We start from the raw sequence: 11,030 nt of genomic DNA on the forward strand, positions 1-11,030 counted from the left end.
TGCAGCACTCCCATCAGAACCGCTCCCCCTTCTCCGCCTTCTCCCGCAACAGCGGCGCCACGTCGAAGCCATGTTTCTCCAGCCCCTCGACGATGGTCTTGAGCCCCACCGTGTTCGCCCAGAACATCGGCCCGCCGCGGTAGACCGGCCAGCCGTAGCCGTAGATCCACACCACATCGATGTCCGACGCGCGCTGGGCCATCCCCTCCGCGAGGATCTTCGCGCCCTCGTTGACCATCGGGTAGAGCGTGCGCTCGACGATCTCCTCGTCGGTCACCGCGTGTTGAGGCGTGCCGGTCTTCTTGCGGAACTCCTCGATGATCTCCGCGACGCGCGGGGACGGCGTCGGATTGCGCTTCTCGTCGTAGTCGTAGAAGCCCGCGCCCTTCTTCTGCCCCCAGCGGCCCTCGGCGCAGAGTGCGTCGCGGATGCTTTCGATGCGGGTCGGGTCGCGGTGCCAGCCGATGTCGACGCCGGCCAGGTCGCTCATCTGGAACGGGCCCATCGGCATCCCGAACTCGACATGGACCTCGTCGATCTGTTCGGGGCTGGCACCCTCCATCAGGAGCTTGTTGGCCTCGATCTGGCGCGGCATCAGCATGCGATTGCCGATGAAGCCGAAGCAGACGCCGGCGACCACCGCGATCTTGCGGATCGTCTTGGCGAGCGCCATCACCGTCGCCAGCACGTCGGGTGCGGTTTTCGCCCCGCGCACGACCTCGAGCAGCTTCATCACGTTGGCGGGCGAGAAGAAGTGCATCCCCAGCACATCCTCAGGCCGCGAGGTGGCCGCGGCGATCTCGTCGATGTTGAGGTAGCTGGTGTTGGAGGCGAGGATCGCACCGGGCTTGGCTACATGATCGAGCTTGCCGAACACCTCCTTCTTGACGTCCATGCTTTCATAGACTGCCTCGATGACGAGGTCGCAGTCGGCGAGGGCGTCGAAATCGAGTGTAGGGGTGAGCAGGCCCATCGCCTTTTCGACCTGCGCGGTGGTAATGCGGCCCTTGGCGGCGGTGGCCTCGTAGTTCTTGCGGATCGTGGCCGTGCCGCGGTCGAGCGCCTCTTGCGCCATCTCGACGATGGTGACCGGGATGCCGGCCGACAGGAAGTTCATGGCTATGCCGCCGCCCATGGTGCCGGCGCCGATCACGCCGACCCTGTGGATGTCGCGCAGCTTGATGTCCTCGGGCACGTCGTCGATCTTCGAGGCCTTGCGCTCGGCGAAGAAGATATGGCGCTGGGCGGCCGATTGGGTGCCCATCATCAGCTTCATGAATTCCTGCCGCTCGAAGGCGATGCCGTCGGCGAAGCTCGCGCCGGACGCCGCCTTCTCGACGCAGGCGATGTTGGCGAACGGCGCCTCGAAGCCGCGGAAGCGGCGGGCGTTGGCTTGTCTGAATGCTTCGACCGCCCCGGGATCGGGCGTCACGCTCTTTTCGGAAGCGCGGGGCAGGGGGCGCCAGTCGGCGACTTCGCGGGCGAAGGTGACCGCATCGGGCTCCAGGCTGTCCTCGCCGGCGAGGCGGTCGATGAGACCTGCGTCGAGTGCCCGTTCGGCGGAGATCGGGTCGCCGAGCGCGGTCATCTCCAGCGCCAGCTTGACGCCGGCGATGCGCGGGATGCGCTGGGTGCCGCCCGCGCCGGGGAGCAGGCCGAGCTTGACCTCGGGCGTGCCGAGCTTCGCCGAGGGCACGGCGATGCGGTAATGGCAACCGAGCGCCACCTCGCAGCCGCCGCCGAACGCGGTGCCGTGGATCGCCGCCACCACCGGCTTGTCGAGCGCCTCGATCGCGTCGACCACCGCGGGCAGCCAGGGCTCGACCGGGGGCTTGCCGAACTCGGTGATGTCGGCGCCAGCGAAGAAGGTGCGGCCGTCGCAGCGGATCACCACCGCCTTGATCGCCGGATCGGCGGCGGCTTCCTTGATGCCGGCGTCCAATCCCTGCCGCACCGCCGCGCCGAGCGCGTTCACCGGCGGGTTGTCGGAGATGATGACGAGGACGTCGTCGTGGCGTTCGGTGCGGACGGGGGAGGCCATGTTTCTCTCTCCTGAAGGGTCAGACCAGCGCCGAGTAGATCAGCGTCTTGAGCTCGCGCCGGATCGGGTAGGTGTTGGAGGGCGACATCTGGGTCATGAACACCATGGTGACGCGCTCGACCGGATCGATGAAGAAGGCGGTCGAGAACATGCCGCCCCAATAATATTCGCCGACGCTGCCCGGGATCATCGACTTCGCGACGTCCTGGGTCACCGCGAAGCCGAGGCCGAAGCCGGTGCCGGCGTTGGTGGTCTCGCTGAACAGCGAGCGGGACATGGTGGCGAGGTCGGATCTGCCGGGCAGGTGGTTGAGCGTCATCAGCTCGATCGTCTTGCGCGAGACGATGCGGGCTCCGTCGAGCTCGCCGCCGTTCAGGCACATGCGGCAGAAACGGTGATAGTCGAGCGCGCTCGACACCAGCCCGCCGCCGCCCGAGGTCAGCGTCTGGGGCCTGGCCCAGGCCGATTCCTCGCCGCGATCGTACATGATGCGGCCCTTGTCGGGCACGAAGGTGTAGCAGTCGGTCAGCCGGTGGAGCTTGTCGGCCGGCACCTGGAAGAAGGTGTCGTCCATGCCGAGCGGGGCGAGGATGCGCTCGCGGAACACCTCCGGCAGCGGCTTGCCGGCGATGCGCTGGACGATGGCGCCGAGCACGTCGGTCGATACCGAATAGTTCCACGCCTCGCCCGGGGAGAATTCGAGCGGCAGCTTCGCCAGCGCGGCGACGAAGCCGTCGAGGTCGAGGTTGTCGTACCATGCCTCGATCTTGCTCGCCCGATAGGCGGCGTCGACGTTGGAGCGGTTCTGGAAGCCATAGGTGAGGCCGGAGGTGTGGCGGAGCAGGTCGACCATCCGCATCGGCTCGGCGGTCGGTTTGGTGACGAAGGGCACGCTGCCGCCGCCGCCGTCGTAGACGCCGATGCCCTTGAACTCGGGCAGGATGTGGTGGACCGGCGTGTCGAGCGCGACCTTGCCCTCCTCGACCAGCATCATGAAGGCGATCGAGGTGATCGGCTTGGTCATGCTGGCGATGCGGAACAGGCTGGTCTCGTCGACCGGCGCGCCGCCCTCGCGCGCGGCGCCGAGGCTGGTGAAATGGACGATCTCGCCATCGCGGGCGATCAGGATCTGGGCGTGGGGAAGCTTGCCGGAAGCGACGTAGCGCTCATCCAGCAGCGCATCGATTCGCGCGAGGCGGGCACGGTCGAAACCGTGATCCTCGGGCCGCGCCAGCTCCATCTCTCCTCCATACCACTGTTTCAAATCGTTGCTCCCGCCGTGTCCGGCAGGCGAGGCGCTTCTATTGCCTTGAGCGTCGCGTGAATCAACACTAACCTTTGTGAAAAGAGGCGGTCACGCACAAACCCGAGTTTCGAGTGACCCGGATTTCGAGTGGAGAGAGATGTGTCGACCGAACCCCTGATCGCGCTTCCCGCCGACTGGCCGAAGATGAGCATCGCGCAGGCCGACGCGCTGCTCACTGCTCCGGGCACCAAGTTCGAGATGGAGGCGGTCGACATCCGCGGCGTGCCGACGCGGGTGTGGAAACAGACGCCGCCGACGCTGGCGCTGCTGATCATGGCGTCGCAGCTGCACGGCGACCGGGTCTTCACGGTGTATGAAGGCGAGCGGGTCACCTACGCCGCCAATTTCAAGGCGGTCGCGCATCTCGCCGCGAAGCTGCAGGACATGGGCGTGCAGAAGGGCGACCGGGTGGCGCTGGCGGCGCGCAACCTGCCCGAGTGGCCGACGATCTTCTTCGCGATCACCAGCATCGGCGCGATCTGCGTGCCGCTCAACGCGTGGTGGACCGGCGGCGAACTCGAATATGGCCTGGCCGATTCGGGCTCGAAGGTGCTGTTCGTCGACGGGGAGCGGCACGAGCGGCTCAAGGATTGCTACGAGCGGCTGCCCGACCTGGAGCGCGTGATCGTCACCCGCGCGCGCGGACCGCTCGACGGCATCGCCTCGTCGCTCGACGAGCTGATCGGCCCGACCTCGGCGTGGGCGGACCTGCCGCAGGCGACGCTGCCGCAGGTCGAGCTGGCGCCCGACGACGACGCCACGATCTTCTACACCAGCGGCACCACCGGCCATCCCAAGGGGGCGCTCGGCACGCATCGCAACATCTGCACCAACATCCTGTCGAGCGGCTATTCGACCGCGCGCTCGGCGCTGAGGCGCGGCGAGATGCCGGCGCAGCCCGAGCCGCGCACGGTGCTGACGGTGATCCCGCTGTTCCACGTCACCGCCTGCAGCGCGGCGCTGATGGGCTGCGTCGCGGTCGGCAACACGCTGATCTTCATGCGCAAATGGGATCCGGTCCTGGCGATGGAGCTGATCGAGCGCGAGAAGGTCCACCTGACCGGCGGCGTGCCGACGATCGCCTGGCAGCTGCTGGAGCATCCCGATCGCCACAAATACGACCTCTCCTCGCTCGAATCGATCGCCTATGGCGGTGCGCCCTCGGCGCCGGAGTTGGTGAAGCGCATCTACACCGAGTTCGGCGCGCTGCCGGGCAACGGCTGGGGCATGACCGAGACGATGGCGACCGTCACCGGCCATGGCGCCGAGGACTATCTCAACCGCCCGACGAGCTGCGGACCGGCTGTCCCCGTTGCGGACCTCAAGATCATGACCATTGACGACAATCCCCGCGAGCTGCCGGTCGGCGAGGTCGGCGAGCTCTGGGCCAAGGGGCCGATGGTGGTGAAGGGCTATTGGAACAAGCCTGAGGCGACCGCGGCGACCTTCATCGATGGCTGGGTGCGCACGGGCGACCTCGCCCGGCTCGACGAGGAAGGTTTCTGCTACATCGTCGACCGCGCCAAGGACATCATCATCCGCGGCGGCGAGAACATCTATTCGTCGGAGGTGGAGGATGTGCTCTACGCTCATCCTGCAGTGACCGACGCGGCGCTGATCGGCGTGCCGCACCGCACGCTCGGCGAGGAACCGGTGGCGGTGGTGCATCTGGCGCCGGGCACGCAGGCGACCGAGGCCGAGCTCCAGCAATGGGTCCGCGAGCGGCTGGCCGCGTTCAAGGTGCCGGTCGCTGTCCGCTTCGTGAAGGAGACGCTGCCCAGGAACGCCAACGGCAAGATCCTGAAGAAGGAGCTGAAGGCGATGTTCGCGGGGCAGGAAGCGGCATAATCTCCGCGCCCGAATCGCCGGTGGGCGATCGGGAGACGGAATGTGGCGAGGACCTGGTTCATCACGGGCGCGTCGAGCGGGTTCGGCCGGGCGCTGGCCGAGGCGGTGTTGGCGCGGGGCGACAATGCCGTGCTCGCCGCGCGGCGGAGCGACGCGCTGGAGGAATTGGCGGCGGAGCACGATGCGCGCGCGCTTCCCGTCGCGCTCGACGTTACCGACGATGGCGCGCGCAGGGCCGCGGTCGCGGCGGCGGTCGATCGCTTCGGGCGGATCGATGTGCTGGCCAATATCGCCGGCCGCGGATCGCTCGGCGCCGCCGAGGAATTCTCGGCCGATCAGCTGCGCGATCAGATGGAGGTCAATTTCTTCGGCCCGGCCGAGCTGATCCGCGCCGCGCTGCCGCAGATGCGGGGGCAGGGGAGCGGCCATATCCTCAACCTCACTAGCATCGGCGGACTGATCTCGATGGGCGGCTTCTCCGTCTATTGCGCGTCGAAGTTCGCGCTCGAAGGCTGGAGCGAGGCGCTGCGCGACGAGGTGCGGCCGCTCGGCATCCATGTGACGATCGTCGAGCCGGGTGCCTTCCGCACCGAGTTCGCCGGAGGGGCGAACATGCGGCCGGAGGCGCGGCTGGACGCCTATCGGGCGGTGATCGATCCGGTCGAGGATTATCTCTACGGCAACGACGGCAGGCAGCCGGGCGATCCGGCGCGGGCGGCGGAAGCGATGATCGCGGCGGTGGAGAGCGACGATCCGCCGCTGCGGCTGATGCTGGGCGCCGACGCGCTGGCGGGATGGGAGGCGAAGCGGGCGGCGGTCGACGGGGACGTCGCGGCATGGCGCGCCGTGAGCGAGGCGACGGCCTTTCCGGACGCGGAGATACGGCCGATCGGCGGGCGCGAGGGTTAAGCCGACTGTCCCTCTCCCATTGGGAGAGGGAAGGAGCCGCGAAGCGGCGGGAGGGTGAGGGTGACCACGGCCGGCGGCGGTCACCCTCACCCTCCCACTCGGCTAGCGCCGAGCGGGCCCCTCCCTCTCCCAAGGGGAGAGGGGTTTTTGGTAGCTACCGCTCTTCCTTCGGCGCCACGTCCGGCTTGAGCAGGTCGGGCGCACTCATCATGCACGACCCGTTGCGGCGGTGCTCGCAATAACGCTGATCGAGGGTCCATTCGCGCACCCGCGAGGTCGGCGAGCGTCGCGGCGGCGGCGAAGGGGCGATTGGCGGAGATGGGGCGAAGACGGGGGATTTCACGCTCGCGAGATGCGCGCCTTGCGCCGGTGCGACGCTGGCCAGCACGGTGATCAGGACGATCATGGGCCTTACTCTCGGAGGCTGTCCGCAATCGATGCCCGCGCTGCTGAACCGGCGCTGAAGCGGGTCAGCGCGCTCCTTCGACGACGCTGCGCACCGCCCGGGCCCATCCGTCGAGCCGCGCCTGCCGCTCGTCCGCGCCGAGCCGTGGCGTGAAGGTCTCGACCTTGCCGCGCATCGCCGCCGCCTCTTCGAGGTTCGCGAACAGGCCGCAGCCGACGCCCGCCAGCATCGCGGCGCCGAGCGCCGTCGTCTCGGCGAACGTGGGCCGCTCGACCTCGATCCCCAGCATGTCGGCCATGTCCTGCGCCATCCAGTCGTTGGCGACCATGCCGCCGTCGATGCGAAGGCACGACCAGTCGGCGCCGTCGGCGGCGAAGGCGGTCTTGAGGTCGTGCGCCTGGTGCGCCATCGCCTCCAGCGCCGCGCGGACGACATGCGCGCGCGTCGCGGTGAAGGACAGGCCGGAGAGGCTACCGCGCGCCTCCGGTTCCCACCAGGGCGCGCCGAGGCCGGAGAGAGCGGGGACGCAATAGACGCCGGCATTGTCCGCGACGCTCGCGGCCAGCGCCGCCGTCTCCTCCGCGGTGGCGATCAGGCCCAGGCTGTCGCGCAGCCATTTGATCAGGCTGCCGGCGACGAACACCGATCCCTCCAGCGCATAGGCGCGCTGCCCGCCGAGCTGCCAGACGACCGTGGCGAGCAGCCGGTTGCGCGAGACGGGCACGCGCGCGCCATATTGGGTGAGGACGAAGGCGCCGGTGCCGAACGTCCCCTTGCTGTCGCCGGGCGCGAGGCAGGACTGGCCGATCGTCGCCGCCTGCTGGTCGCCGGCGAGGCCTGAGACCGGAATCTCGCCGCCGAACAGCGTCGTGGTGCCGAAGCGGCCCGCGCAGTCGACGATCTCCGGCAGGGCCCGGCGCGGCACGTCGAACAGTTCGGTGAGCCCGTCGTCCCATTGCCCGCTGCCGAGCCCCATCAGCAGCGTGCGCGAGGCATTGGTGGCGTCGGTGACGTGGAGGCCGCCGCGAGTCTCGTTGGCGGTCAGCTTCCAGACCAGCCAGCTCTCGACCGTACCGACCGCCAGGCGTTCGCCCGCCTCGCGCAGCGCCGGCCACTGCTCGCACGCCCAGGCGATCTTGGTGCCCGAGAAATAGGGATCGAGCAGCAGGCCGGTGCGCGCCTGCACGCCCGGCTCCTCGCCGCGGTCCTTGAGCCGGCGGCAGAGCCCGGCGGTGCGCCGGTCCTGCCACACGATCGCGGGCGCGAGCGGCTCGCCGGTGCGCTTGTCCCAGAACACCACCGTCTCGCGCTGGTTGGTGATGCCGATCGCGGCGATGCACTCGGCCCCGCCGGCGTGCTCGACCATCGCGGCGGCGCAGCGGGCGCTCTTGGCCCAGATCTCCGCTGCGTCATGCTCGACCCAGCCGGGGCGGGGGTAATGCTGCTCCAGTTCCTCCTGCGCCGTGGCGAGGCAGCGGCCGTCGGCGGCGAACAGCATCGCGCGGGTGGAGGTGGTGCCTTCGTCGATGACGAGCAGGTGGTCGGTCATGATAGGAGAGGCTAGCCCGCTTTTCTCCAACGGGGAATTGCCGCTACAGTCCGGCCGAAAGGTGTGCTGCGTGAACGAGAAGCCGGCGAAGATCAGCAAAGCCGAGGCCGACGCGATCGTCGAGGCGACGGCCGCGAAACCGTCGCCTCCGCCGCGCGGCAAGGGAAGCGTCGAGGAGGTCGAGGTCCTGCGGCGCGACCGCCTGCTCGCCGGACTGACGCTGATCGCCGGGGTCGGTCTGGTCGTCGCCTTGCCCTTCGCGCTTCAGGCGGGGTCGTCCTTCTTCCTGCCCACCACCGCCGCGATCGTCGTCGCGATCGCGCTGGTGCCGCTGCTTGAATGGCTGGAGGAGCATCATGTCCCGTCGGGCCTCGCGGCGCTGATCTGCGTGCTGCTGTTCCTGATCGCGGCCAATATCGCGCTCGCCTCGATCGTGGTGCCGGCGTGGCAATGGGTGCGGGTGCTTCCCGAGCGGATCGACCAGATCCAGACCAACATCGCGCCGGTGATCGATTTCTATTCGAACCTCGAGAAGCTGGTGAACAAGACGCTGCGCCAGATGGCGGAGGTCCCGGCCCGCCAGCCGGTGGTGGCGCCGACCGCGCCGCCGCGCTCGGTGGTCGAGCTGTTCGCGACCTCGGCGCCGTCGGCGTTCATCGAGATGTTCTACGGCGTGCTGGTGGTCTATTTCTTCCTGGCGGGCTGGACGCGGACGCGGCGCAAGTGGATCACCAGCCGCACCAGCTTCGGCGGCGCGCTCGCCACCGCGCGGGTGATCCAGGATGTGGTCGACGATACCTCCGCCTATCTCGGCACGATCACCGCGATCAACGTATCGCTGGGGCTGATCGTCGCGGCGGCGCTCTACCTGATCGGGATGCCGACGCCGCTGATGTGGGGCGGCGTGGTCGCGCTGCTCAACTATATCCCCTATTTCGGGCCGATCCTGGCGGCGGCGCTGCTCGCGCTCGGCGGACTGATGACCTTCGACGATCTGTGGCTGGCGCTGCTGCCGGCGGCGGTCATGGTCGGCTGCCACCTGCTCGAGGCGAATGCGGTGACGCCGTTCATCGTCGGGCACCGGCTGACCATCAACCCGATCCTGATCCTGATCTCGCTGAGCTTCTGGGGCTGGGTGTGGGGGACGCCGGGGGCGCTGCTCGCGGTGCCGCTGCTCATCATCATCCAGACGATCCTGAACGCCGCCGGCAAGCCCGACATCGCCGGATTCCTGTTCGAGCACGGTACGCTGGTGCACGGCGAGAGCGAGGGGCCGCGGCTGCGCGTGAAAAAAGGGGGCGAAACACCGGTTGACAGGGGGTAGGGCGGGCTCTAGGTGCCGCGCTCTCGCAGCGATACGCGGGTGTAGCTCAGTTGGTTAGAGCGCCGGCCTGTCACGCCGGAGGTCGCGGGTTCGAGCCCCGTCACTCGCGCCATTCCTGGTAATTGGTACCGGGAATCAGGCGCGCCAGCGGCCCGTTTCCATCCACAGCAGCAACGGCTTCAGCGGCGCGATCCAGGCGATCCCGGCGACGAGATAGATGACCAGCTGCAGCAGCCAGGCGAGCGTGCCGATCACGCCGGAGAAGCTGGTGACCAGCACCACCCATACCGCGATATAGGCAAGTAGGGCGAACATGCCGGCGGGCTTGCGCCAGCTCGGCTTGGTTTCGGGAGTCACGGCAGCAGTCCTTGTTCGGTGACGACCGCGTGGAGCGGGACGTCCCAGGGATCGGTGTCGATCGCGAGCAGGCGTTGCACCGACCAGGCGATGCCGAGCCGCCACGCGTCGGGATAGCGGGCGAAGGCGCGGTCGTAGTGGCCGGCGCCCTGGCCCAGGCGATTGAGCCTGTCGTCGAAGGCGACGAGCGGGGTCAGGATGATCGCCGGCGCCAGCTCCTCGCCGTCGCAGGCGGGCTGGCGCAGGCCGAACGGGCCGGGGTGGAGAGGGTCGCCGTCCCGCCAGGGGAAGAAGCGCAGCTCGCCCCGCCGGTCGACGACGTGCGGCAGCGCCAGCCGGGCGCCGGCGGCGCGGGCGGCGGCGGCGAGCGGGCTAGGGTCTGCTTCGCTGCCCATCGGGACGTAGGAAGCAACGATCACGCCCGGTGCCAGCCGCGCGAGATATTCGGGCGGCGGCGCGATCACCGCATCGCTCGCCATCGCGAAGGCATCGCGCTCGGCGCGCATCCGGGCGCGCAGGGCGCGCTTCTCGTCGCTCATCGGACAGGCTCGGGGAAAGAGGTGGCGGGACCGCCGTGGCCGTATGCCACGATATCCTCTGACGCACAGTACGTCAGGTGGGGACCATGTACGACAGACCAGGATCTGCGCAGGGACAGCCCCCATGGATGATGAATAGCCTCAGGGATATTTGGAGGCTCGTACCGGGCAGTGCCCGCCGCTGCCCTATCTAGAGCTGCACGGGTCCGTTCTCAAGGGCTGTCGCGACCGATTCGAGCCGCCTGGCGATATGCTGCAGCACGGCGGCCACGTTTCCGTCTCCGTCGCCGCGCGTCCGCTCGGTCTCGGCGAGCTCGTCGGCGAGCATCAGCGCGATGAACAGCATCATCCGTTCGCCGCCCGCCGATCCGGCCGCACGGGCGGCGGCGTCGGCGTGGCGGTCGAGCCGGCGGCCCAGTGCCTCCAGTTCGGCCTCTTCGCCGTCGCGGCAGGCGACGGTGTGGCTGCGGCCGCCGATGATGAGCTGGACCTCGGCCATCAGCCTTCATCTTCCCGTGCGATGATCTCGTCGAGCGCGGCGATCGCGGCCTCGACACGTTCGCGCAACCGCTCATGTCGACGTTCGAGGCCGGGGGTTCCGGTGCGCAGCCGCGCGGCGGCCGTTTCGATCCGCGCCAGCGCGTCCTCGATCCTGCGCAGTGCAATTTCAGGCGCTTGGTCCGCCATTCCGAAGATGTAGCCCCAACATTGCGGCGCGGCAAGTTCGCCCCGCGGTTGACGCGGCGGGGTT

General features: G+C 68.8%; 11 protein-coding genes and 1 tRNA gene. 4 read left to right on the plus strand and 8 right to left on the minus strand.

Annotated elements, in window-relative coordinates:
* Positions 1-13: 13 nt before the first annotated feature.
* Positions 14-2,041 (minus strand): 3-hydroxyacyl-CoA dehydrogenase NAD-binding domain-containing protein, encoded by a 2,028-nt coding sequence (locus AC2YHA_RS04105; protein ID WP_487400475.1) that lies wholly within the window; start codon positions 2,039-2,041, stop codon positions 14-16.
* A 19-nt stretch (positions 2,042-2,060) separates the two neighbouring features.
* On the minus strand, positions 2,061-3,281 hold the full coding sequence (locus tag AC2YHA_RS04110) for a serine hydrolase domain-containing protein (RefSeq protein WP_487401695.1): 1,221 nt from the start codon (positions 3,279-3,281) through the stop codon (positions 2,061-2,063).
* Positions 3,282-3,491: 210 nt separating this feature from the next.
* Between AC2YHA_RS04110 and AC2YHA_RS04115 the strand changes: the two genes are divergently transcribed.
* Positions 3,492-5,195 carry a class I adenylate-forming enzyme family protein gene (locus tag AC2YHA_RS04115; protein WP_487401696.1) on the plus strand — a complete coding sequence of 568 codons (1,704 nt, stop codon included), beginning with the start codon at positions 3,492-3,494 and terminating at the stop codon, positions 5,193-5,195.
* 42 nt (positions 5,196-5,237) lie between these two features.
* Entirely contained in the window at positions 5,238-6,104 is an 867-nt protein-coding gene (locus AC2YHA_RS04120; RefSeq protein ID WP_487400476.1) for an oxidoreductase, read from the plus strand.
* Between the two features lie 154 nt (positions 6,105-6,258).
* Here AC2YHA_RS04120 and AC2YHA_RS04125 read toward each other — a convergent pair whose 3' ends face one another.
* Both AC2YHA_RS04125 and AC2YHA_RS04130 read right to left on the minus strand, forming a co-directional pair.
* Positions 6,259-6,510 carry a hypothetical protein gene (locus AC2YHA_RS04125; RefSeq protein WP_487400477.1) on the minus strand — a complete coding sequence of 84 codons (252 nt, stop codon included), beginning with the start codon at positions 6,508-6,510 and terminating at the stop codon, positions 6,259-6,261.
* 64 nt (positions 6,511-6,574) lie between these two features.
* Positions 6,575-8,059, minus strand: a complete 1,485-nt coding sequence (locus tag AC2YHA_RS04130) for an FGGY family carbohydrate kinase (protein ID WP_487400478.1) — start codon at positions 8,057-8,059, stop codon at positions 6,575-6,577.
* Positions 8,060-8,246: 187 nt separating this feature from the next.
* Here AC2YHA_RS04130 and AC2YHA_RS04135 point away from each other — a divergent pair, with 187 nt between their 5' ends.
* Together AC2YHA_RS04135 and AC2YHA_RS04140 are read left to right on the plus strand one after the other, a co-directional pair.
* Positions 8,247-9,383, plus strand: a complete 1,137-nt coding sequence (locus AC2YHA_RS04135; RefSeq protein ID WP_487401697.1) for an AI-2E family transporter — start codon at positions 8,247-8,249, stop codon at positions 9,381-9,383.
* Positions 9,384-9,418: 35 nt separating this feature from the next.
* Positions 9,419-9,495: transfer RNA gene (locus AC2YHA_RS04140), tRNA-Asp, on the plus strand.
* A 23-nt stretch (positions 9,496-9,518) separates the two neighbouring features.
* Here AC2YHA_RS04140 and AC2YHA_RS04145 read toward each other — a convergent pair.
* The 4 genes from AC2YHA_RS04145 to AC2YHA_RS04160 all read right to left on the minus strand — a co-directional run bounded on the left by AC2YHA_RS04145 (position 9,519) and on the right by AC2YHA_RS04160 (position 10,966).
* Positions 9,519-9,740, minus strand: coding sequence for a DUF2842 domain-containing protein (locus tag AC2YHA_RS04145; protein WP_487400479.1), 222 nt, complete (start codon positions 9,738-9,740; stop codon positions 9,519-9,521).
* Positions 9,737-10,279, minus strand: coding sequence for a 5-formyltetrahydrofolate cyclo-ligase (locus AC2YHA_RS04150; protein ID WP_487400480.1), 543 nt, complete (start codon positions 10,277-10,279; stop codon positions 9,737-9,739). The genes AC2YHA_RS04145 and AC2YHA_RS04150 overlap by 4 nt, the downstream gene beginning before the upstream one ends.
* 190 nt (positions 10,280-10,469) lie before the next feature.
* A complete protein-coding gene (locus AC2YHA_RS04155; RefSeq protein WP_233782740.1) occupies positions 10,470-10,778 on the minus strand; it encodes a cell division protein ZapA in 309 nt (102 codons plus the stop codon).
* Positions 10,778-10,966 (minus strand): hypothetical protein, encoded by a 189-nt coding sequence (locus tag AC2YHA_RS04160; RefSeq protein ID WP_233782739.1) that lies wholly within the window; start codon positions 10,964-10,966, stop codon positions 10,778-10,780. The genes AC2YHA_RS04155 and AC2YHA_RS04160 overlap by 1 nt, the downstream gene beginning before the upstream one ends.
* Between the last annotated feature and the right edge of the window lie 64 nt (positions 10,967-11,030).

This window comes from Sphingomonas sp. SRI_018, assembly GCF_057586275.1.

Coding starts and splice junctions, on each gene's coding strand:
- AC2YHA_RS04110 (WP_487401695.1), bottom strand. CDS start 3,281: ATGGAGCTGGCGCGGCCCGAGGATCACGGTTTCGACCGTGCCCGCCTC.
- AC2YHA_RS04105 (WP_487400475.1), bottom strand. CDS start 2,041: ATGGCCTCCCCCGTCCGCACCGAACGCCACGACGACGTCCTCGTCATC.
- AC2YHA_RS04150 (WP_487400480.1), bottom strand. CDS start 10,279: ATGAGCGACGAGAAGCGCGCCCTGCGCGCCCGGATGCGCGCCGAGCGC.
- AC2YHA_RS04130 (WP_487400478.1), bottom strand. CDS start 8,059: ATGACCGACCACCTGCTCGTCATCGACGAAGGCACCACCTCCACCCGC.
- AC2YHA_RS04115 (WP_487401696.1), top strand. CDS start 3,492: ATGAGCATCGCGCAGGCCGACGCGCTGCTCACTGCTCCGGGCACCAAG.
- AC2YHA_RS04155 (WP_233782740.1), bottom strand. CDS start 10,778: ATGGCCGAGGTCCAGCTCATCATCGGCGGCCGCAGCCACACCGTCGCC.
- AC2YHA_RS04160 (WP_233782739.1), bottom strand. CDS start 10,966: ATGGCGGACCAAGCGCCTGAAATTGCACTGCGCAGGATCGAGGACGCG.
- AC2YHA_RS04125 (WP_487400477.1), bottom strand. CDS start 6,510: ATGATCGTCCTGATCACCGTGCTGGCCAGCGTCGCACCGGCGCAAGGC.